Below are 20,858 nucleotides of genomic sequence, written 5' to 3' on the forward strand. Positions count from 1 at the left end.
AAACACGGCGCATTTTGTTTACTCTGGGCAGACCGAATTCACTGCCCGGAGTTGATTATGGCCCTGCCCTTGTCTATTACCTTGCCACTACCCCCCAAACTCCTGATCAGCGATTCACTGGCATTGCTTTCTGAACACCTCCCGTCGCCAATTCCCTTGCTTGGCGCCATAGACCGGTCGATCCCGATTCCCATAAAACAACTGGTTGCCGAAGCACCTCTGAATCGCTTTTTTGCTGAGGCCATTGCAGATGGTGAATTTGACGATTTTGCAGGCCGCCGTATCCGCCTGGAAATAAACGGCGGCCACCCGGGCATTACATTCGGTTTTTGGGCAGGCAGGCTCCGAGTGCTGGACGGCCCTGGCGAAGCCACCATCAGAGGCTCCCTTTTGGCCTTCAAAACCCTCGCGGAGCGCCGGCAAGATCCTGACCAACTGTTCTTTCAAAGACGCTTGGTGGTTGAGGGGGATACCGAACTGGGGCTGGGGTTAAAAAACCTTTTGGACAGTCTGGAGTGGGATTTCAAACTCCCGAAGTTGCATTTATTCTGACACCCTCTGTTACTGGAGCCATATCAAATCCATGCGATCCTGTGCGATGGTTCAATAGCAGACACGCAGAACCTTTACACAGAATCCTCCACGGATTCACACAGTGAGCGCACGGAATGGACGAAGTTCAAATAATAACTCTGGCTGAAAAACTCAGCCTTACCGCGGCCTTCATCTTCTTTATGACCGGGCTTTTAACTGGCATCTGGAAATACTGGTGCATGGCCACTAACCCGAAGGCCGCGGCGCCCCGGTATGTGGACATCGCCCATCGCAGCTCCCTCATGTACAGCTTTGCGGCCATGTTACTGGGTTGGTTTTCCAGCCACAGTGTCTACCCGGATTGGCTGAATACTCTGGCCGCCGTGTGCGCACTGGGCTTTTTTGCGCTCGCTATTGGCACCTATCTCATCCATGGTTTTTTGCGGGATACCAGCAACCAGCTGCGCAAACCTCATCGTTTGGGAACCATGACATTGCCGTCCTGGATCGTTCACGGCTTTATGGTGGCTTTGATTGTGGCTGAAGTGGGAGGTTCGCTGATTCTGGGTAGCGGCGCCATGCTGTCAATCTGGTGATACAGTGCCCGTTCGGGAGGCTTTGGAGAATCCACATGGAAAGAGGCATTGTAATCAGGCAACTCAGAACCGGTAACCTGACACAACTCGCAGGCACCGAAATACTCACCGGCATACACAAACAGGAAGTTGGCTCCGCCTACCTGGACGTGAACGGCCTGAGTGATGACCATCAGGATGACAAACGCCACCATGGCGGGCCCGAGAAAGCTCTGCACCACTTTGCTTCTGATCACTACAGCGGGTTACGGCGGACGCTTCCTGAGCCAGCCTCCGGTCATTGCCGGCCAGGTGCCTTCGGTGAAAACCTGGTGACGGAAGGGCTCACAGAAACGGACGTTTGCGCTGGTGATATTTTTACACTTGGCAAGGCCATTATTCAGGTATCCCAACCTCGGCAGCCCTGCTGGCGACTGAATCTGCGCTTTGGCATTCCGGATATGTCCCGGCGCCTGCAAAGCAGCCTGAGAACCGGATGGTATTACCGGGTATTGCAACCCGGCATTATCAGCAAAGGTGACACACTTCTACTCAAGGAACGGCCACATGACAATTGGCCACTTAGCCGCTTGCTGTCTTTGCTCTACGAGCACCCTCTCGACCTAATTGCGCTTGCATCGATGGCCGATATTGAGGAGCTCTCCCCCAACCTGAAACAACTCGCAAAACAGCGTCTTGAAACGCAGCACGTTGAGGATTGGGGAAGACGGCTATTTGGTCAGGCCTGAGCCTGATCAGTCACAAGATTCATGCCTGGCTTGCCATACCAGTAGCCATTACAAGGCGGCGCTTCCACCAGCTGTAATGGGTCGGCCGCGGGTATCTTTCCGCGGCGAACCTGATCAAAACGTCGAACAACCTCTTCCATACCCTGGTGTTCCGGGCTCAGGCGCACGGTAGCCACGCCCATTCGCTCCATACTCGGCATTTCCCGCATCAGGTCGTAGCGCGCGCCAGACAAAGTGGATGTGCCGTTCAGGCGAAACAGTTCCTGGGACTCCCGGGAGCGCAGTTCCAACCCATCCGGATGCTGCAGGCAGCGGAATTCGCAATTGTCTTTAGGCAGGTTGTAGTGGCGGGCCGTAAAGCAGCGGGATGACCAGGCCAGAGGCAAAAAGCCCCAGGCGAACACTTCTGCAGGTAAATCCAACCCGTCTGCGTTCAGCTCTGCAATCAATTGCTGCAAGGTGTTCTGGCCCAACTCGACGGGCAAGCTCCATCCCTTCAGCCCCTGCTTTGCCAATAGTTTGAGGGTTGCGCTGTTGTAGATGTTCATTGAAGGGCCAGTCACAAATGGCAGGTTATTCTGGGTAGCCAACTGCAGCGCACTTTGGTCATTGGCCTCAACCAGATACTCCTGCTGGCTACAAATTCTGCGCAGCGCCCGCAGGTCAGCCTCCGATTCGATCAGCGTTTGCGTAGAAAGCACCACCTGCTTACCGGATTCCTTGAGCACACCGGCAATTTCCAGCCAATCCGCCAACCGAAGCTCGCGGCGGCGGGAACAGACAGTTTCCCCCAGGTACACCGTATCAATCGGCCATTCAGCAGCATTAGCGTAAAAATCAAACACGGACTGCTTGGACCAAAACCAGAGGATCGGGCCCAGAGAAAGTTTCATCATGGGTTGCTCAGCCTTATTTCCATTTGCGGTGGTAGGCGCCGATGGTGGTCAGGCCACCTTCCGACAAACCCGCCAAGGTACTATTCCATGCGGGGTCCACACGAAAGCCTTCAATGTCGGAACCTACCCGATCCAGCGCTTGTCGCCAGGTGCGAGCTACGTCCGCAATATAAGACGGGCTACGCTGGCGGCCTTCAATTTTCACTGCACTGACGCCCAGCTTTTTCAGCTCTGGCAGCAAATCCAGGGTATTAAGGCTGACCGGCTCTTCGATGGCGTGATAAACGCTGCCCTCCACCTCAAAACGCCCTTTGCACAGGGTGGGATAACCCGCGGACTCTCCCATGCCATAACGGTCGATCAGCACATCGTTAAGCCGGGATTCAAGGCCGTCTGGTGTTTCCTGCCAGCGCACAGCCTTGGCTGGCGAGCATGCACCACGAGTGTTGGGGGATTCGTCGGTAAGATAGGAAGACAAGTAGCAGCGCCCCTCGGCCATGATGCACAGGCTGCCGAAGGCAAACACTTCCAGCTCTACAGGGCTGTGCTTTGCAACACCACGCACCTGATCTATAGACAATACCCGGGGCAGCACAGCGCGGCGGATATCAAAGTTGTCTTTATAGAAACGCAGGGCCTCGTAACTGGTAGCCGAGCCCTGCACCGAAAGGTGACGGTGTACCTGCGGGTGTTTGTTGGCGGCATACTCCAACAGCCCCATATCGGCCAGAATGATTGCATCCACACCGAGGGCAGCAGCCCGATCAACGGCAGACTTCCAGGTTTCCCAGCCATCCGGTTGCGGGTAGGTGTTGATGGCACAGAACACTCTCGCGCCTTTGCTGTGGGCGTACTCAATCCCCTCACCTGCACGCTTGTCGTTAAAGTTGAGTCCTGCAAACTGGCGGGCATTGGTGCTGTCTTTGAACCCGAGATACACCGCATCGGCGCCGTTATCCACCGCTGCTTTCAATGCCGGCAGGCTGCCGGCCGGGCAAACAAGTTCCATAGACGCTCTCCCCCGTAAAAGTTGCACAAACCATACGCCGGAGAGGGATTAGAGGCATTGACCTTTGTCAGCAGAGCCGAGAATACTGACTGGGTGAATGTCTCCTCTGGCCAAAAAAAAGGGAGCCCGAAGGCTCCCGTTTCACAGGTTCAATCGTCAGACCATATCACTGTCAGACTTGCGCGCCTGTAGGGCATCTTTGACAACCGCACTGCAAATCACGGCCAGCACTCCCAGTGTCAGTGCCGGCCAAACCAGAATATAAGTTCCATAGACGAGTTCACTCATGAACGTGCTCCTTGAGGGATCATTGTGGGTTCATTTTCATTTTCATTTTCATCTTCATCTGCAGCCGTGTCATAACTTCCGACACGCTGTTTAATCAGGTCAAAATCAAATCTTTCCTTGCTGCGCAAGGTCATGGCTGTGCACACGATGGCGCTGGCACCATAAGCTGTCAGGGACGCCGTAAGAACCATGTAATCCCGCAGAAAGCCGGTGGCATAAATCAGCAAAATGGCGGCCGAAACACCCCCGACAATCAGGCCTACCACGCGGCCAAAGAAACCAAACGCCATCAGTCCGAACACAACTGCACCACCAACCGAGGCCAGTATTTCAAAGAAGAGCACCGTTGCACCGGTCATCTCCAGAAGCTCAAAGCGAGCGATGCAGAACAGGGCCATGGCGACAACAACCGACCATGTAAATGCCGCGTTGGTTACCCTGTCCCAGTAGCAGCTGATAATGACCGGGAATACAATCGCACCCCAAAGCGCACCAACGAACACCAGCATCACCAGAATATCCAGTGAAAAGCTGGCGAAAATCAAACCGGCCACGGTTGCCACAATCATGGTGGAGCGGCCAATCAGCAGCATTGTTTTGGGATTAGGATTGTCCCCTGCGATGTTTTTGCCATAAATATCGGCCATCACAATGGTCGACAAGGCTGACAAATCTGAATCGGCGGTGGACGACAAGGCACCAATCACCAACACAAAAAACAGGCCCACAAATACCGGAGGTAAGTAAGTGGACACCATCTGAGGTATCAGGTTGTTCATGTTGTCGTTTACCGGCTCTACCCCGACCGTTAATGCCATCAACCCAATCATGCCAAGGCCGATAACGATGGCCCCATAGCCAAGTGTTGCGGTAACAAAAGTTCGTTTGATGTGTTTTTCCCGCACCGCAAACAAGCGCTGGGAGATGGTCTGGTTACCAATGGCATAGGCAAGCACCGCCACAAAGAAAGGCGCGCCTTGATTCATGATCGCATCGACAGAAAGGAAGTCAGCCTGCTGATTCGTCAGGTTCTTCATGCCATCAACCATTACAGACGGCCCGCCAACAGAAAACAGTACGGCGGGGATGATGACAACTGTAATAGCCATCAACGCGACTAGTTGCGCAAAGTCTGTAAATACAGAGGCCCGGAATCCTGATGTAAGCGTGTAACTGAGCACCCCAACTCCGGCAACGATTACGCCTGTCTGGAAAGACAGGGGCGAAAGCACGGATACCAACGCGCCTGCAGCGGTGAAGTTCACCATCAGGCTGATAATACTGCCCAGAATGTTGGAGCCGGCCAGGATCAACTGGCTGGATGATCCGTGGCGGGCATGGATGAGCTCGCCAAGGGTATGGCCATTCGGCGCCAGCTTGCGGAAACGCCGGCCAAAGGGGTAGATGAACAAAATCATCAAGGCGCCCCAAAGGCCATAATGGATCGGCCCGGATACACCATAGGTATAACCGGAGGTGGCCGCGGCGTAGAAGGAGGCCGCCCATATCCAGGTGGCGGTCATGCTGGACGCGCCCATGCCAAAGCCAACGTTATGCCCCGCCACCATGAAACCGGAGGTATCTTCTTCTTTTTTGCGGATCAGCAGCGTGAGCAGGTAGGTGCCGCCATAAAAGCCGACCAGCAAAATCACGATTGTCAGTATTGAGAACTGAACAAAGCCACTTTCGTTCAAACCAAAACCTCTTTACTACCACAGTGCCATCTGAACAGCGTGCGAACACACATATTCGATTACTTGGGGCACAAGTATTCAGAAAGACCGCAGAGCGCGGAAAATGAAAATTACGGGAACACCAAGGGGTGTCAGCGAACAGCAACGATGCTAATTCGCCAAGGCATGAGGGACGCTAAAGAAAGCGGAAGTGAATATAGAGCCTTGCAGTTTGTTTAGTCGTCATTGCAATTACAGCCTCTTCTGCCCTGAATTTATCTGGCGGCGGCTGTTTTTAGACCAAAAATGAGGGTCACAAAAGAATTACTACAAGCGCAAAGCCTTTAATCCAGAGCATTTATTCTGAAAGGAAGCACTAGAAGTTACTCGATATACAGAAAAGAGTCCAGTGTTTAGAGGTCATAACAATTCTCCGGGGCACTGGCGCCCCCGGGAATAGAGCAAATGGAAAAGTCAGATGATGCGTGAAAACCGCTGGCTGGCGCCCTCTTTACGGTAAAAGTCGAATATCTGGCAAATGGCGCGAATCAACAGGCGGCCTGCAGGCTCCACCTGCAACACCCGGCCATTATCACCAATAAGTTCATCGGCCATCATCGGTTTCAGGCGAGAAAGCTCGTCAGCAAAGTAGCTATCAAAATCTTCCTGCCACTCACCTGAAAACTGCTGGCGATCCAGACGGAACTGACAAATGAGCTGCCCAATCACCCAGCGGCGAATGCGATCGTCCCGGGTCAGATTGACGCCTTTGGTTATCGCCAACTGGCCAGCATCAATGGACGCTTCCCAGGCAGGCAGATCGTGGTTGTTCTGGAAATAGGCATCGTCTGTCTGACCGATGGCAGACACACCCAGGGAAACCAGATCGCAGTCCGAGTGAGTGGTATAACCCTGGAAGTTTCTGTGCAATCGTCCGCCGCGCTGTGCCACAGACAGACTGTCATCCGGCTTGGCAAAATGATCCATACCGATGTACTCGTATCCCGCCTCGAGCAGCCGGTTGATGGTGTTATGCAGCATGGTCAATTTCTGCTGCGGGGAAGGTAGCGTGTCATTTTTAATGCGCGTTTGCGGATAAAAACGATCTGGCAGATGCGCGTAACTGAATACGGACAACCTGTCTGGTGACATCTCAAGAACCGCCTCGAGTGTCTCCGCAAAACTCTCCGGAGTCTGGTGCGGCAAGCCGTAAATAAGATCAAGGTTAATAGACCGGAACCCGAGCTGACGGGCCTCCCGCAACACCGCTTCGGTCATTTCCCGGGGCTGGATGCGGTTAACCGCTTTCTGAACTTCCGGATTCACATCCTGTACACCCAGGCTGATGCGATTAAAGCCAAGCTTCCAAAGTGTTGGCAGGGTGTCCTGATCTACTTCACGGGGATCAATCTCCACGCTGTAGTCACGTTCATCATCGCTCTGCAGGTTGAACAGTTCGGCGTAGCCTTCCATCAACTCCTGCATAACATCGTTAGCCAAAAATGTTGGCGTGCCGCCACCCCAGTGAAGCTGTTTTACCGGGCGGTCCGAACCAAACAGTTTGGACTGCATGGCGGCCTCTTTCAGAACACGCTCAACATAAGGCATGGCCTTGTCGCGCTTCTTGGTAATCACCTTGTTGCAGGCGCAGTAATAACAAAGGTGCGCACAAAACGGCAGGTGGGTATACAGAGACAGTGGGCGGTTGCTGGCCTTGCTGCGAGCAGCGGCCTCTACCATCTGCTCAATCGGGTAGTTCTGATTAAACTCCACAGCCGTCGGATACGATGTATAACGCGGACCGCTGAGATCGTAACGCTTGATCAGCGCATCATCCCACATGAACTCAGGAAGGGTTGATTCAGAAGTTTGCGGTGCGGGTTTGGAGGTCATAATTAAAGCTCTGAGCGCGTGATGTGTGGTACCAGCCGGATAGCCGCGCATTTTAGGCTATGCAGGCTGAGCACATCTTGATGCGAGTCATTTCGACAGCTGTGTGCATACCATTGACCGGATTTTAACAGCTTGGCAACGGAACCACCCTTATGCCTAGTGCGTATTCAGGCTACCTATAATGGGTTAATTGCCGAAATGTTTCTCACGAAAACAAGCCAAAAATAGCCTGTCAAAAATACCGGAGAAGCGTGAGGCGTTGCTCAAACGGGGAGAGAGCCTGTTGCAGCAGATTGAAATTATTTGAAAAAAGTACTACAACTGCTAGTGTCCTATGCACTTCACATCTAGCCGAAACAATGGAATGAGCGGTCACTATGGAATACCGGCCACGGGCACTCGGCACCCTTGCATTTCTTATTGTTCCAGCATGCCTGGCCCAGCCACCTGAACTGGAGCTTGTCACCTTTGATGCCCCGCCCTATCAGGTGGTTGAAATAATTGGAAACGGGCACCGCAGCATAACCGGCGAAACCGTAGACACGGTAACCTGTGCCGCAGAACTGGCCGGATGGTCTGCCAACATTACCCTCGCGCCCCAGAAGCGGGCTATCTATTCACTCCGAAAGAACAGCGTAGACGGCTATTTCGCAGCAGACCCTTCTGCAGAGCTGGACACCATCGCCAGCCGCAGTTATCCCGTTGCGCTGGAGAAATGGTACTTCTTCACTCAAGACCCAACTGCCGAACCAGATCTGCGACGCATAGGTGTTGTGGATGGCAGTAACGAGGAAGCCTGGCTGTTGGCAAATGGCTACGAGGTGTATCTGAGCGTCACTTCGCCGTCGCAGCTCCTCGCGTTACTGGAGAGAGGGCGAATTGATACTGCCCTAATGGATGAGCGCGTTATGATATGGCTACGCGCCAGGAATGAACTCTCAACAGAGAGCCTCAATTCGCACTTCCTTCGCTATGCACCTCTTCACTTTTACGTAGCTGAGACCTTCCAAAAGGCACACCCGGAATTTTTACCCGAGTTCAATAAGGCACTCCCAAGCTGCACAGCCAAAACACTGACGCCCACCAGCCGGGAGATAAAACACATTGAATCTCTGACAAAGCGATTGCTGGCAGAGCTCACAAAGCTGCTGAACATACAACAGGCTCTGAAAGCCGGTCCGCAACCAGGCTCGTTCGCCGAAGTCCTCAACATCGACAGCAAATGGCAGGCTCTGGCACCAAAGACTGTGCCGCCACTGGCAGCGCATATTCTGGCCCTGCCAGCATCAAAAACTCTGGAAGTATGGCAGAGCTCCTATAAGGGCCTGGTCACAGAGATCATGCTAGTCAACAGCATGGGAAGCATTGCCGCCATGAGTCAACTCACCTCTGACTATTGGCAGGGCGATGAGCTCAAGTTTCTCGAGGTGGCAGGGCCGGAACTGGCGGCCGATCCACAGGATCAAAAACCGTTTTTCATCTCCCCCATACGTTACGATCAATCAACCGCAAGGTTTCAGATTACTGTGAGTGCTCCGATCGTTTCGGCCAGCGAGAACACACCAAACGGTGTCATCGTAATCGGCCTGGATATAGAAAAGGCCATGGGCATTTAGGGCGGCCCAATCTCGCAGGCAAGCACCAGTGCCCAGAATTCCGAGAAATCATTTACCACCACATCGGGTTTGTCCGGGTGCTTATGGGTGCCCGGAAATATACGGTTCAGCCAGGGTAGATCCCACTGTGCACCGTTGAAGAATACGGAGGTCATGCCCGCACGTTTGGCAGCAATCACATCGGTGGTGCTGTCACCCACGTACCACACGCTGGGGTCGGGCGGGTAATCCAGTTTCTGCACCGCCAGCAAGAGCTGATCTGGATGGGGCTTGCGCAAGGGCGTGTCATCACCGCACACGTCTACATCAAACAGCTCCACCCAACCGGTGTCTTCAACAGCCGCCAGTTCGTGCTCGAAAAACTCACGGTCACGGTTGGTGATCACCCCCACCTGAATATTCAGGCGCCGCAAACCCTCCAGCACCGCCCGCACGTTCGCCTCAAAGGCTTTTACCGTGCCATAGTGATTGCGGTAATGGTGATTGAAGGCCTTGTGGGCGATCTGCTTTGCGTCCTGATCATCACCAAAAAGCACTTCAAAAATATCCGTGCGGGAGATTTTTCGGTCGGCCTTTACCTTGGGGTGCAGCTTGGCAAACTCGCGAACATAGGCCACCAGTTTGGCATCTTCCGGGGTTTTGCTGTCTTCCGGCGCCACCATGCGCTCCATCAACCCGAGCTTGTGAAAATCCGGGAACATGTCATCCACTGCGTGGTACATGGCATCGAGGGTGTCCACTAGAGTGGCATGCCAATCAAACAGGATCACTTCGGGCCGTATAAGCTTGACCACTGCGGGGTGCCAGTCTGGCTCTATGCGGGGTTCCGGGCGCTCCGGTGGCGGGAAGGGAGCCGGCCGCACTTCTGCTGGCAGTTGCAGGAATTGCTCAGGTTCATCCCGCTCAATCAGCGCCAGCAGATCCATCAATTCTTCAAAACTGTCCAGAACCGCCACGGGCTCGTCCCGGCGGGTAAACCAACTGCGAATTCGATCCGCTTCCCATTGGGCACCGTTATAAAAAACACCTGAAATGCCTGCTCGATGCGCTGTCAGCATATCCACGTAGCTGTCGCCAAGGTACCAGGCGCGCTGGTCTGCGGGAAGGTTCAGCTTCTCAAGAATTGTATTGATTATCTGGGGGTCAGGCTTGTATTCGGTGACATCATCGGCGCAAATCGCCACCTCGAACAGATCCTGCCAGCGCCCCTCATCAACGGTTTTCAATTCCTTATCAAAAAACTCCCGGTTTCTGTTGGTGGCCACCGCCAAACGAATGCCCATGGCTTTCAGGGCCGACAGGTATTCATAAGCTCCCGGTTGAAAGGGTCGAACCTGCCCGAAGAAACGCCGGTACGCTTGATTGTAGGCTTGGTGCGCAATCAGCTTGGCCGCTGTGTTGTCACCAAAGATGGCATTGAATATGTCTGTTCTCGACACCCTGCGCTCCGCCAGAATTCGCGGGTGCAGGCGCCTGAAAATGCGTATGTAGCGAACCAGCCTCGCATCATCTTCAGTGCGGCACTGCTCCTCCGGCAGCAGCTGATCCACCAGCCCCAGTTCTTCCAGCTGCGGCAGCATCTCCTCCATGGCGCTGAACATGGCGTCGTGGGTGTCCACCAAGGTTCCGTGCCAATCCAGTATCAGCACCGAAGGAATAGATAGGCGCTCACCCATGCGGTCCATAAACAGTCCTTTGGCATTTCAGAGGCGTATAGACAGATGCTATCCGTCAGTTAGTTCACAAATAGTAGGGTTACCCTCTACCATAACCAAAACAGCCCAACCCTGACACACACCAGATCAATAATACTCAGGAAGTGCCAATACGATGAAAATCGGTGAGATATCCCAACACTCAGCCGTTGCCGTGGAAACCATCCGGTATTACGAAAAAATCGGGTTGTTGCCGACACCGGAACGGGACGTTAGCGGCTACCGCGCTTATCGTAGTGCACACCTGGATCGACTCCTGTTTATAAAGCGCTGCCGCAATCTGGATATGGCTCAGGATGAGATACGCGAGTTGATCCGGCTGTCTGAAAACCCGGAAGCAGATTGCCAACAGGTGGATGAACTCCTGGCCAGCCACCTCAACCATGTGCGGGAGCGCCTGAAGGAGCTCACAAACCTCGAAAACACTCTGCAACAGCTGCAAAAGGCCTGCTCAGATGCAGGAACCGTGCAGGAGTGCGGCATTATGGGAGGGCTTAGCAGCGCTGACCTTGAACCCTCACCACGTGACGCTGGCGACCATGAAAACCACGTTCCCGGAACCCACAAGCCGGGGAAAAGTTAACGGTTTGATAAAGTGTAAGCTCAGGGGGTTGACCCTATAGTAGCTACAGGGTTTTTAATACAAGCCTACCTAATCAAGGAGGTGTTTTATGGCCTGTAGCTGCCCTGGCCCGGAACTGAAAACCCCTGGCACCGGCTTTCGTCGCGCGCTCTGGATTGCGCTCTGGGTGAACCTGGCCATGTTTTTCGTGGAAGGTGTTGCCAGCCTTACTTCTGGCTCGGTGTCGCTCATGGCGGATGCCATCGACTTCTTCGGCGATAGCGCCAACTACATTCTGTCTCTTTGCGTACTGAACATGGGCCTGCTCTGGCGTGGCCGCGCGGCGATGGTCAAAGGCATTACCATGACGGTTTTCGGTGCGATTGTCTGGGCTCGCGCTCTATGGGTCTTACAGCAGGGCACCACGCCAGAAGCTTTCACCATGGGCTCAGTTGGCCTGCTGGCGCTGGTCGCTAACCTGTCTGTGGCACTTATTCTTTTCAAATTTCGCGATGGTGATTCGGATATGCGTTCGGTTTGGCTATGCAGCCGGAACGATGCCATCAGCAACCTGGCTGTAATGGCGGCTGCACTGGGTGTGTTTGGGACCGCCAGCGCCTGGCCGGATCTTGTAGTCGCCGCCATTATGGGTACTTTGGCAATTACCGCAGGGGTGAGCGTGGTGCGTCATGCCCGCCAGGACATTGCCAATGCAAAGCAGGCTTCAGTGGCCGGCGCCACGCTGGAAGTCCGATAACTCGTACTGGTACTCGTCGTCGGCAATCATTTCGTGCCCGTCGTAATCGATGTAGACGGGGAAACCGTAGCGGGGGTCGTAATCCACTTTTAATCGGTGAACGTCTCTCCGCTCGGCCCGTTCGATGAATCTGAACATACCGGGGACCGTCAGTCGCTCGGCATCAAGTTGGCTTGGGTCCTGAATCAGCTGCTCAAGCCCGGTTACGTCGACCAGCTTGCCGTCAGCCACCGTGACTCGAATAGGCTGGCGCAGATACGCCGGACAGAAACAGGATTGCTGAACCGTTATCTGATAATCAGCGATGCCTTTGTCACTCCATAGCGCCTGAGCCTGACCCAAGGTTTCGGGCGTAGTTTCAGGTTGCCCTGTAGAAGCATCGGATGCAGCTGTGCCACATCCGGCTAGCAACAAAGCTATCAAGAATACTGACACGCGTTGCGGTGTCGCTGACCACAGCGCCATCATTTTAATCGCTTCCGGCGAGCAGCTACCGCAAACACTCCCAACAGCAACCAAGCCAGGCTGACGGCTCCACCGCCGCCACTATCAGATCTGGAATTGCTATTCGTCGGTGCATCCGGCGCAGAAGGCTGGGTGTCTTCATTACCTGGTTCTTCAGGCACAGCAGGCTCATTTGCCGCAAGCGCTATCCGGGTCATCAACTCATCGTTCTGCGGTAGAATATCCTTCACCTCACCGCTGTCGCTGATCAGGGCTGCGCTCTGTAGCAGGTTGAACGAGACACTGCTGCCAGCTTCAGCCTGAATACTGAGCGTGAGCCCAGATCTTGCTACTACTTCGGGGCAACGGAAGCCATCTGAGTTATCAGCCGGGCCCGTCAGACTACATGCCTTACCGCCGAGACTGACGCCAACCAGGCGCCCTTCTCCCTTACCAATCACGCCGCCAACAGTGACACGATCAGCCTTTTGCTGGCTGGCATCCTGGTAATCAACCTGAAAATTCGCTTGAAAAGGCGCCCCTTGCTTCACTTCAGAAGGGTTACCGTTGACTGCAGACAACGAGACATCCGCCGGGAAGTTAAAACACTGTTCAACCGCCCCAAGCGAGGAGATTTTTCGGGTCATTGAAACATAGGAACAACTTGAAAAGCTGCTCACATTGCTATTGACGCTCGGCCCCATAATGAATTGACCGGACTCGCACGCCGCACCTTCCCCGCCCTGACCATCATGCCTCGCACCCAGGTTATGGCCAATCTCGTGGGCAACCACCAATGCAGTGACAGTGTTGCTATTAAACGCATTGGTAACGCCTGTAGCATACCGACCGGTACCGCAGAGAGAGCCTACCCAGGCCATGCCGGCCGTGCTGCCATTGAAATCCCGGCCACTGACAAAGTGGAAAATGGAGCGATCACTTTTCAGAAAACGGACAGCTCCCGCAGCGCGCTTGTCACTAACATCCGAGAGCAAATCACCAGCTTCTGTTGTGTCGCTGAACACCCTGTCCTGAGCGCTATCGAGAAACGTCAGCGACAGCGTATCGAAAATAATACCGAGCTGGTCTTTGTAGAAGCCTTCCACCATATTCATGATCGCACCGGCCCGCGCTTCAGGTTGCGCAAAGCGCTCCTGAAACTGCTGGTCAAACGCCAGCTCCAGTTCCAGCATCAGGCAAGCACCATCAACCTTGTCTGTACAGAGCACATCGTAGTTTTCCGTTACGGCTCGAGCCATTGCGGGGCCAACCAGGCTTTCCGGTGTAATCATGGAATCGCCGTGGAGGTGGTCCACACCGCATTGCGGTGGCTCTTCGTTGCGACTGAAGCTGAACGTGGCAGGCTTATCGTTGCCGCCAATGGTGTGCATCCGCCCGAAGGCATAGGCCATGCCTTCCCAGCTATTATCCAGGAAAGAAACACGCACCCAGCTTTCCGGGTCTTCCGGAAAATAGCCTTCGTAATGTTCACCCTCATTGGACCCAAATCGCAGGTTCCGCTTGAGATGTGCATCGTAGTTGTGGCCGTCGATCCACACCGGTTGAACCTTTCCGGTTTCGGCTACCGCAGGCAGTGCCCACAAAATGGACAGGAGAATGATGGATACAACACTGGGTATGAACCTGAAAATCATGGTAAAACTCTACATTAGACGGTTTTTTCGGAAATTTACCGAATATCGGGCCGGCCTGCCACGAAGGCTGCGTAACGTTATGTGTTTATGACAACTGAGTCCCGAATTTTACCACTGCGCCATTGGCGACGGTTTGCCTTGCTGGCGATGGTTCTGGGTGCCTGCACACTCATGCCGCCAGCTCTGCTGGAATGGTCTCGCAGTGGCCTGCAGAGTTACGAATACTGGCGCTTGTTAACCGGCCACTGGGTTCATCTTGGCGCTGAGCATTTAGCGTTAAACCTTGCAGGTTTGGCAATTATCGGCTTGCTGTTCAGGCGGCACCCCCCTTTGACCGTCTGGGTTGCGTTCCTGCTCATCTCGCCGGTACTCATTTCACTGGGTCTCTTATGGCTCGTGCCAGATCTGGTGTGGTACCGAGGATTTTCCGGCGCTCTGCACGGGCTCCTGGTTTATACGGCACTCTTTAACCTCAGCACTGAGCGGCGATGGAGCCTTCTGGTGCTGGCGGTTGTATCGTTGAAACTGGCTCTGGAGAACCTCGTTTATGGGCACTCCGCTGAAAACTCTTTCATCGGTGGCCGCGTCATTCAGCAAGCTCATGGGCTAGGAGCCCTCATTGGGGCGCTCGCAGGGCTATTGCCGATCCTGGCAAGAAAGCTGTTCAGAAAGCCAGCGAAATCATCACTGGTATAAACACCAGTGCAAAGAGGGTCGACAGCATAACCGTCCCCGCGGCCTGCCGCGGGGACGTATCCAGCAAGGTGGCAATGACAACTGTGTTGGCGGCTATGGGGGTAATGGAGATCAGGAAAATAGCTTTATGGACGGCCGGCTCATAAATGCCTAAAAACTGTGAGTCCAGCCACCAGAATACCGTTGCCAGTACCGGCCAGGCCACAAACTTGCCGAAAAACGCCAACGCCGTAAACCGAATATTGCCCGCCAGCCCACGAAAGCTGCTGATACTCATACCAATAATCATCATGCCCAGAATGCTGTAGGCACCGCGCAGGTTATCGAACAGCGGTACAAACACTTCAGGAATACCAATTTCTGAAAGGTTAAGAACGACGGCGACCAGAAAGGCGTATACCGAGGGCAATTTGACGACGCGCAAAAGTGAATCTTTCAGATCATGCCGGCCCCGCGCTGCAAGGTAATACCCCACCGAACTTTCGAACAGGGTGACACCCAGCATGCACACGATATAGAGCGCCAGCCCTTCTTCGCCAAACAACAGCAGCGCCACCGGCACGCCAAAATACCCCGTATTCCCCGAAGCGACACATAGGGGAATCATGCCGGCACTGCCGTCGGTCAACACCCGCCTCGCCAACCTCAAGTGAGCGAGAGCAATCACCGTTGCAAACCCGAACACCAAAAATGGCAGGAGGATGACTTCCGGCGAAAGCGGTGCAGCCATCACGCCGGAGAACACCACAGAGGGCGTAACAATGTAAAGCATGATGCCCGCAATATGCTTGCCACTGGCCTCCAGATAACGGCCCGCCACCCATCCAAGAGCAACCGTTACGTATAGCGGAATTAGCTTGATAAACAACGCCAGTGCTGCGGCCATTATTTCTCCGGACATTTGGGCAAAAAGCAGGGCGTGAAGTCTAACAGCTACCCATCAAGAGGTAACTCCCCTGCGCAGTGGTGTGATTTCTGACTTTGCTTGATAATCGTCAACAGTATTTCGGATACATCTTTATATCCTAGTAATGCAGTCAGGTATTCCATAACGACCAAGGAGAGAGACCAATGGCCGAACGCTTTACCAAAAGCATGGCCAGAAACATATATCTGGGAGGAAGCACGTTCTTCATCCTGTTGTTTCTGGTTCTGACTTTTGACACCCAATCCCGGGCTATGCCCGAAAGAGATAACAGGGATCAGCTTACCGAAGAGGTTGTCCGGGGCAAACACGTCTGGGAAAACAATAACTGCGTAGGCTGCCACTCCCTCATGGGCGAAGGTGCGTATTTTGCACCTGAACTTGCCAACGTATTCGACCGTCGTGGCGCGGCCGACAGCGACGTCTTCAAGGCATACATGAACGCCTGGATGAACGCCATGCCCACGAACGTGCCCGGCCGCCGGCAGATGCCGCAATTCAACCTGACCGACCAGGAAATCAACGATCTGTCCTCATTCCTCGAATGGACATCCAAGATCGACGACAACGGCTGGCCACCAAACATCGAAGGGTAAAGGAGAAAACATGAAATACGAGTCTCAACGGGTCGCCATGCCCTACTTCATCTTTGCCCTGGTGCTCTTCGCTGGCCAAATCGTGTTCGGTTTGGTGCTGGGCATGCAATACGTAGTGGGCGATTTCCTGTTCCCGGAAATTCCCTTCAACGTTGCGCGAATGGTTCATACCAACCTGCTGATCGTTTGGCTATTGTTCGGTTTTATGGGCGCCACCTATTATCTGGTGCCAGAAGAAGCACAAACCGAGCTATACAGCCCGCTGCTTGCCTGGATTCTGTTCTGGGTCTTTGCCGTTGCTGGCACATTGACCATTCTTGGTTATTTGTTTGTGGATTACGCCACCTTGGCGGACATCACCATGAATAAACTCTTGCCCACCATGGGCAGGGAATTTCTTGAACAGCCGACAATTACCAAGATAGGCATAGCCCTCGTGGTGGTGGGCTTCTTGTTCAACATCATGATGACTGCCCTGAAAGGCCGCAAAACCGTGGTCAACATTGTACTGATTACCGGCCTGATCGGCTTGGCAGTACTCTGGCTGTTCTCCTTCTACAACCCAAGTAACCTCACCACCGACAAGTACTTCTGGTGGTTTGTGGTGCACCTGTGGGTTGAAGGTGTGTGGGAATTAATCATGGCCGCGATTCTGGCTTACGTGTTGATCAAGATCACCGGTGTAGACCGGGAAGTGATCGAAAAGTGGCTGTACATCATCATCGCTATGGCGCTGATTACCGGCATCATCGGTACCGGTCACCACTTCTTCTGGATTGGGCCACCTGAGTACTGGCTGTGGTTGGGCTCTGTGTTTTCGGCATTGGAGCCCCTGCCGTTCTTCATGATGGTGCTGTTTGCCTTCACCATGATCAACCGGCGTAAGCGCAACCACCCCAACAAGGCAGCGATGCTTTGGGCCATGGGTACGGCTGTAATGGCATTCCTCGGCGCAGGCGTGTGGGGCTTTCTTCACACACTGGCACCCATCAACTATTACACCCACGGCACCCAGCTCACTGCAGCCCACGGCCACATGGCCTTCTACGGTGCTTATGTGATGATTGTGCTCACCATCATTTCCTACGCCATGCCGATCATGCGCGGCCGACCCTACGGCAACAGTAATACTGCCCAGGTTGTGGAAATGTGGGGCTTCTGGTTAATGACCATCTCCATGGTGTTCATCACGCTGTTCCTGACCGGTGCGGGCATCTTGCAAATCTGGCTGCAGCGTATTCCGGAAAGCGGTGAAGCGCTGTCCTTCATGGCTACCCAGGACAACATCGTACTCTTCTATTGGGCACGCATGATTGCAGGCTGTTTCTTTATGGCGGGTCTGGTGGTGTATTTCGGTAGCTTCTTTATCAAGGGACAAGCGTCTTTTGACGAGGAAGTTCGCGGCGCTGCTATTCAGGACGCATAAACCAACGTCCTTCCAACCCACAGGGCCGGAACTCGTTTCCGGCCCTGCTTTCCAGCAAACTCGTCCGTCCGCGGGCCTAAAAGGAACTCGAAATGGAAGAGTGGGTCGGCTACAAATGGCATGAGTACATCACTCGCCAGGCTCTGGGTGAGTTCCCCGAGCACGCCGTTTACCTGAAAGACGAAGCTCGCAGCCTGGGCATTGTATTCCGTGCCTTTGGAGGCGACCCGGCGCTCAGCCTGGTGACTGCAGAACCCCGACACTTTCGCCTGCGCCGTAAATTCTTGCACAAGCTTGCAGGAACACATCGTAAATTTGAGCTGGCATGGCGGGACGACCAAAACCTACGCCTGCCTGAAAAAGTTGCCCGATTCCCATCGAAGCAGTTAAACCGGGATCTCTACATCTGGCTGGCTGCACTTGCGGCCACCCCGGCCGCAGCGGACAGTGATTGGTTTACCGGCAACCAGGCTCTGGTACAGGATGTTCTCTCACGCTGGCCAGGCTTGGAAAATGTTTACCAGCGTCTGGTCAAGCATGTTCTGTACTGGCGCCCTGACCCGGACAGCCTGACCGACCCGGAAGCCATCCGCGAACAGGCCATCTGCCAGGCGCTGATTCATCCCGGTAGTGTCCCTGCCCTGCCACCTGCCGACACGGATCCCTGGCCTGTCATCCTCTGGCTCTACCCGGCTCTGGAGCAAGGAAAATCCAGCGGACAGGTAACCGGCGATGAAGACACACAATCCAGCCCGGGCGGCCTCACCAAAAAGAACAAGCGCAAGCAGGCAGAGCGGGTAGAAGCGTTTGACCGCAATCAGGGTTTGATGATCTTCCGGTTAGAAAGCCTGTTCTCCTGGACTGAGTTCATTCCGGTTGACCGGGCGGGGGATGATACCGACGAAGAAGATGCAGAAGCCGTGGCAGATGACATGGACATGATCTCGGTATCCAACGACCGCAAAGAAACGTCATCAGCTATCAAGTTTGATTTGGATCTACCCTCAGAAGAGCATGATGACCTGCACCTCGGCCCAGGCATTCACTTGCCAGAGTGGGACTGGCGCAGCCAAAGCTACCGCGAGGCCTTCTGCTGCCTTCAGCCACTGCTCGCAAAGGACGCTGTGCCCGCAGAGCTTCCCGAGGCACTGCGGCGACCTGCCAAGCGTCTGCAACGGCAGTTCAGCGCGCTTAAGCCACTCAAACAGTGGCAAAAACGGCAATTGGACGGCGACGAGCTGGATCTTGACGCTTGCCTCGAACGGGAAGTACAACACCGGCGCGGCCAGGGCATTATCGACCAAAAGCTGTTCCGCCGCTGCCAGCAAAGCCAGCGCGACCTTGCCTGCCTGGTACTGGCGGATATATCGCTATCGACCGAAACCTACATTAACAACCATCAGCGTGTTATCGACGTTGCCCGTGACGGCCTGCAACTGCTCAGTGAAGCCTTGCAGGCAAGTCGCGATCCCTTTGCCCTGTTCGCGTTTTCATCCCGGCGCCGCGACCATGTACGGTTTCACCATCTAAAAAGCTTCGACGAGCCCTATACCAGCACCATTCGGGGCCGGATACAGGCTTTGGAACCGGGCTTTTATACCCGCATGGGTGCCGCCATTCGCCAGGCAACAAAATTGCTGGAGACGCGCCATGAGCATCAGAAAATCCTGTTATTACTGACCGACGGCAAGCCAAACGATCTGGATATCTACGAGGGCCGCTACGGCGTGGAAGATACACGCATGGCAGTTCAGGAAGCACAGAAAGCCGGGCTGACCCCCTTCTGCGTCACCATTGATGACGAGGCTAGCGAATACCTGCCCTATGTATTCGGCAGCAGCAACTTCGTGGTCATCCGCGACCCGGCACAGTTGCCCTTGCAGCTACCGAAACTCTACCTGAATATCACGCAATGACAGGAGCGATATGACTCACTTTAACCTTGCTCCAGAAACCGATACTCGCCAGCTTCCCGGTGACATCGCCGTATGGATCTTCATTTTCGCCGAGTTGGCGGTATTCGGCATTATGTTCATCGGCTTTGCCGTTGCCCGCAGTATGGACCCAGCCACCTTCCACGCTGGCCGCGAAGTGCTGCACCCATTAATCGGGCTGCTGAATACTGCTGCGCTGATCACCGCCAGCTATTTCGTCGCAACGGCTGCCCATCAGCTCCGTAACAGGCACTCGGGTGTGCAATGGCGGCTGTGGCTGGCAGTTTCGGTTTCCTGCATTTACACCGTGGGCAAAATGTACGAATACGTGAACCTTTACAGCCAGGGCTACAACCTGGGTACAGACACATTTTTCATGTTCTACTTTTTTCTGACGTTTTTTCACTTCATGCACGTCATTCTGGGGCAGGTCATTCTGGTTATTCTTGCGGTTAAAGTCGGCAACGGTGACTACGACGGTTCGGATATGAACGGCATGGAGTCTGGCGCTTCATACTGGCACATGGTGGATCTGGTGTGGCTGGTGTTGTTTCCGATGATTTACGTACTGGCCTAGGGAGGGCTTGGGATGCTGACTGTCTATTTTGCTTTAATGATTTGCACGGCCTTGCCGGTGATCGCTCTAAAGGCCGGTATCGGGCCTGAGTTTCTGGCCTGGCTGGTTTTCGGAATGGTGATTGTGAAAGCCATGCTCCTGGTAGATCACTTCATGGAGATGAAGAATGCACCACGCGGGTGGAGGATGATTGCCCAGTCCTGGGCGCCGGTGGTGATTGTTGCGGTTGCAGGGTTTCATACGATCACATGATGAGAGTCAGCCCTCCAAGCTTTGATCAAACACCGTGCAAGGCATCAGGGAAGACAGCTTTCCAAAACACGCTGTGAATACGTCCG

General features: G+C 54.2%; 21 protein-coding genes. 12 read left to right on the forward strand and 9 right to left on the reverse strand.

What is annotated here, in order from left to right:
* The first annotated feature begins 57 nt into the window (after positions 1-57).
* The 3 genes from ubiT (at position 58) to RG807_RS03705 (ending at position 1,858) form a co-directional block, all read left to right on the forward strand.
* Positions 58-552, forward strand: a complete 495-nt coding sequence (gene ubiT / locus RG807_RS03695; protein WP_309043675.1) for a ubiquinone anaerobic biosynthesis accessory factor UbiT — start codon at positions 58-60, stop codon at positions 550-552.
* Between the two features lie 116 nt (positions 553-668).
* Complete coding sequence (locus RG807_RS03700; protein WP_309043676.1) at positions 669-1,130, forward strand: hypothetical protein; 462 nt, start codon at positions 669-671, stop codon at positions 1,128-1,130.
* Between the two features lie 35 nt (positions 1,131-1,165).
* Positions 1,166-1,858 carry an MOSC domain-containing protein gene (locus RG807_RS03705; protein ID WP_309043677.1) on the forward strand — a complete coding sequence of 231 codons (693 nt, stop codon included), beginning with the start codon at positions 1,166-1,168 and terminating at the stop codon, positions 1,856-1,858.
* On the opposite strand, the gene RG807_RS03710 is transcribed toward RG807_RS03705, so the two are convergent.
* The 5 genes from RG807_RS03710 to hemN all read right to left on the reverse strand — a co-directional run bounded on the left by RG807_RS03710 (position 1,849) and on the right by hemN (position 7,617).
* Complete coding sequence (locus RG807_RS03710; protein WP_309043678.1) at positions 1,849-2,754, reverse strand: U32 family peptidase; 906 nt, start codon at positions 2,752-2,754, stop codon at positions 1,849-1,851. The genes RG807_RS03705 and RG807_RS03710 overlap by 10 nt on opposite strands.
* A 13-nt stretch (positions 2,755-2,767) precedes the next feature.
* Positions 2,768-3,763 (reverse strand): ubiquinone anaerobic biosynthesis protein UbiU, encoded by a 996-nt coding sequence (gene ubiU / locus RG807_RS03715; protein ID WP_309043679.1) that lies wholly within the window; start codon positions 3,761-3,763, stop codon positions 2,768-2,770.
* A 156-nt stretch (positions 3,764-3,919) separates the two neighbouring features.
* Positions 3,920-4,051, reverse strand: coding sequence for a putative transporter small subunit (locus RG807_RS03720; protein WP_309043680.1), 132 nt, complete (start codon positions 4,049-4,051; stop codon positions 3,920-3,922).
* Positions 4,048-5,745, reverse strand: a complete 1,698-nt coding sequence (locus RG807_RS03725; protein ID WP_309043681.1) for a sodium:solute symporter family protein — start codon at positions 5,743-5,745, stop codon at positions 4,048-4,050. Before RG807_RS03725 ends, RG807_RS03720 begins: the two co-directional genes overlap by 4 nt.
* A gap of 453 nt (positions 5,746-6,198) precedes the next feature.
* Positions 6,199-7,617, reverse strand: coding sequence for an oxygen-independent coproporphyrinogen III oxidase (gene hemN, locus RG807_RS03730; protein WP_309043682.1), 1,419 nt, complete (start codon positions 7,615-7,617; stop codon positions 6,199-6,201).
* 377 nt (positions 7,618-7,994) lie between these two features.
* Here hemN and RG807_RS03735 point away from each other — a divergent pair, with 377 nt between their 5' ends.
* The gene (locus RG807_RS03735) at positions 7,995-9,233 is read left to right on the forward strand and encodes a substrate-binding periplasmic protein (RefSeq protein ID WP_309043683.1); all 1,239 of its coding nucleotides are present in this window, start codon (positions 7,995-7,997) and stop codon (positions 9,231-9,233) included.
* Here RG807_RS03735 and RG807_RS03740 read toward each other — a convergent pair.
* Positions 9,230-10,918 carry an HAD family hydrolase gene (locus RG807_RS03740; protein WP_309043684.1) on the reverse strand — a complete coding sequence of 563 codons (1,689 nt, stop codon included), beginning with the start codon at positions 10,916-10,918 and terminating at the stop codon, positions 9,230-9,232. The genes RG807_RS03735 and RG807_RS03740 overlap by 4 nt on opposite strands.
* Positions 10,919-11,063: 145 nt before the next feature.
* Between RG807_RS03740 and cadR the strand changes: the two genes are divergently transcribed.
* Together cadR and RG807_RS03750 are read left to right on the forward strand one after the other, a co-directional pair.
* Positions 11,064-11,531, forward strand: coding sequence for a Cd(II)/Pb(II)-responsive transcriptional regulator (gene cadR, locus RG807_RS03745; protein ID WP_309043685.1), 468 nt, complete (start codon positions 11,064-11,066; stop codon positions 11,529-11,531).
* A gap of 88 nt (positions 11,532-11,619) precedes the next feature.
* Positions 11,620-12,267 (forward strand): cation efflux transmembrane domain-containing protein, encoded by a 648-nt coding sequence (locus tag RG807_RS03750; protein WP_309043686.1) that lies wholly within the window; start codon positions 11,620-11,622, stop codon positions 12,265-12,267.
* Here the strand turns inward: RG807_RS03750 and RG807_RS03755 are convergent.
* Both RG807_RS03755 and RG807_RS03760 read right to left on the reverse strand, forming a co-directional pair.
* Positions 12,235-12,735, reverse strand: a complete 501-nt coding sequence (locus RG807_RS03755; protein ID WP_309043687.1) for a DUF6174 domain-containing protein — start codon at positions 12,733-12,735, stop codon at positions 12,235-12,237. The genes RG807_RS03750 and RG807_RS03755 overlap by 33 nt on opposite strands.
* Positions 12,732-14,366, reverse strand: coding sequence for a M12 family metallo-peptidase (locus RG807_RS03760; protein WP_309043688.1), 1,635 nt, complete (start codon positions 14,364-14,366; stop codon positions 12,732-12,734). Before RG807_RS03760 ends, RG807_RS03755 begins: the two co-directional genes overlap by 4 nt.
* Before the next feature lie 87 nt (positions 14,367-14,453).
* Here RG807_RS03760 and rrtA point away from each other — a divergent pair, with 87 nt between their 5' ends.
* Positions 14,454-15,062, forward strand: a complete 609-nt coding sequence (gene rrtA, locus RG807_RS03765) for a rhombosortase (protein WP_309043689.1) — start codon at positions 14,454-14,456, stop codon at positions 15,060-15,062.
* Here rrtA and RG807_RS03770 read toward each other — a convergent pair.
* A complete protein-coding gene (locus RG807_RS03770) occupies positions 15,031-15,948 on the reverse strand; it encodes an AEC family transporter (RefSeq protein ID WP_309043690.1) in 918 nt (305 codons plus the stop codon). The genes rrtA and RG807_RS03770 overlap by 32 nt on opposite strands.
* A gap of 185 nt (positions 15,949-16,133) precedes the next feature.
* On the opposite strand from RG807_RS03770, the gene RG807_RS03775 reads away from it, so the two are divergent.
* From RG807_RS03775 to RG807_RS03795, 5 genes are all read left to right on the forward strand, one after another.
* Positions 16,134-16,583, forward strand: a complete 450-nt coding sequence (locus RG807_RS03775; protein WP_298449036.1) for a c-type cytochrome — start codon at positions 16,134-16,136, stop codon at positions 16,581-16,583.
* Positions 16,584-16,593: 10 nt separating this feature from the next.
* Complete coding sequence (locus RG807_RS03780; protein ID WP_309043691.1) at positions 16,594-18,009, forward strand: cbb3-type cytochrome c oxidase subunit I; 1,416 nt, start codon at positions 16,594-16,596, stop codon at positions 18,007-18,009.
* Positions 18,010-18,101: 92 nt separating this feature from the next.
* Entirely contained in the window at positions 18,102-19,925 is a 1,824-nt protein-coding gene (locus RG807_RS03785; RefSeq protein ID WP_309043692.1) for a nitric oxide reductase activation protein NorD, read from the forward strand.
* A gap of 10 nt (positions 19,926-19,935) precedes the next feature.
* Positions 19,936-20,520 carry a cytochrome c oxidase subunit 3 gene (locus RG807_RS03790; RefSeq protein ID WP_309043693.1) on the forward strand — a complete coding sequence of 195 codons (585 nt, stop codon included), beginning with the start codon at positions 19,936-19,938 and terminating at the stop codon, positions 20,518-20,520.
* A gap of 12 nt (positions 20,521-20,532) precedes the next feature.
* Entirely contained in the window at positions 20,533-20,772 is a 240-nt protein-coding gene (locus RG807_RS03795; RefSeq protein ID WP_298449044.1) for a cytochrome C oxidase subunit IV family protein, read from the forward strand.
* The last annotated feature ends 86 nt before the right edge of the window (positions 20,773-20,858 follow it).

It is taken from the genome of Marinobacter sediminicola (genome assembly GCF_031157525.1).
In the GTDB taxonomy this organism is placed as follows: Bacteria; Pseudomonadota; Gammaproteobacteria; order Pseudomonadales; family Oleiphilaceae; genus Marinobacter; species Marinobacter sediminicola.

What these genes read in the sequence shown, in the direction of transcription:
- RG807_RS03740 (WP_309043684.1), bottom strand. Translation starts at nt 10,918, where the DNA reads ATGGACCGCATGGGTGAGCGCCTATCTATTCCTTCGGTGCTGATACTG.
- cadR (WP_309043685.1), top strand. Translation starts at nt 11,064, where the DNA reads ATGAAAATCGGTGAGATATCCCAACACTCAGCCGTTGCCGTGGAAACC.
- RG807_RS03775 (WP_298449036.1), top strand. Translation starts at nt 16,134, where the DNA reads ATGGCCGAACGCTTTACCAAAAGCATGGCCAGAAACATATATCTGGGA.
- RG807_RS03720 (WP_309043680.1), bottom strand. Translation starts at nt 4,051, where the DNA reads ATGAGTGAACTCGTCTATGGAACTTATATTCTGGTTTGGCCGGCACTG.
- RG807_RS03710 (WP_309043678.1), bottom strand. Translation starts at nt 2,754, where the DNA reads ATGATGAAACTTTCTCTGGGCCCGATCCTCTGGTTTTGGTCCAAGCAG.
- RG807_RS03755 (WP_309043687.1), bottom strand. Translation starts at nt 12,735, where the DNA reads ATGATGGCGCTGTGGTCAGCGACACCGCAACGCGTGTCAGTATTCTTG.
- RG807_RS03770 (WP_309043690.1), bottom strand. Translation starts at nt 15,948, where the DNA reads ATGGCCGCAGCACTGGCGTTGTTTATCAAGCTAATTCCGCTATACGTA.
- RG807_RS03760 (WP_309043688.1), bottom strand. Translation starts at nt 14,366, where the DNA reads ATGATTTTCAGGTTCATACCCAGTGTTGTATCCATCATTCTCCTGTCC.
- rrtA (WP_309043689.1), top strand. Translation starts at nt 14,454, where the DNA reads ATGACAACTGAGTCCCGAATTTTACCACTGCGCCATTGGCGACGGTTT.
- RG807_RS03735 (WP_309043683.1), top strand. Translation starts at nt 7,995, where the DNA reads ATGGAATACCGGCCACGGGCACTCGGCACCCTTGCATTTCTTATTGTT.
- RG807_RS03795 (WP_298449044.1), top strand. Translation starts at nt 20,533, where the DNA reads ATGCTGACTGTCTATTTTGCTTTAATGATTTGCACGGCCTTGCCGGTG.
- RG807_RS03705 (WP_309043677.1), top strand. Translation starts at nt 1,166, where the DNA reads ATGGAAAGAGGCATTGTAATCAGGCAACTCAGAACCGGTAACCTGACA.
- RG807_RS03785 (WP_309043692.1), top strand. Translation starts at nt 18,102, where the DNA reads ATGGAAGAGTGGGTCGGCTACAAATGGCATGAGTACATCACTCGCCAG.
- RG807_RS03700 (WP_309043676.1), top strand. Translation starts at nt 669, where the DNA reads ATGGACGAAGTTCAAATAATAACTCTGGCTGAAAAACTCAGCCTTACC.
- RG807_RS03790 (WP_309043693.1), top strand. Translation starts at nt 19,936, where the DNA reads ATGACTCACTTTAACCTTGCTCCAGAAACCGATACTCGCCAGCTTCCC.
- ubiU (WP_309043679.1), bottom strand. Translation starts at nt 3,763, where the DNA reads ATGGAACTTGTTTGCCCGGCCGGCAGCCTGCCGGCATTGAAAGCAGCG.
- RG807_RS03750 (WP_309043686.1), top strand. Translation starts at nt 11,620, where the DNA reads ATGGCCTGTAGCTGCCCTGGCCCGGAACTGAAAACCCCTGGCACCGGC.
- ubiT (WP_309043675.1), top strand. Translation starts at nt 58, where the DNA reads ATGGCCCTGCCCTTGTCTATTACCTTGCCACTACCCCCCAAACTCCTG.
- hemN (WP_309043682.1), bottom strand. Translation starts at nt 7,617, where the DNA reads ATGACCTCCAAACCCGCACCGCAAACTTCTGAATCAACCCTTCCTGAG.
- RG807_RS03780 (WP_309043691.1), top strand. Translation starts at nt 16,594, where the DNA reads ATGAAATACGAGTCTCAACGGGTCGCCATGCCCTACTTCATCTTTGCC.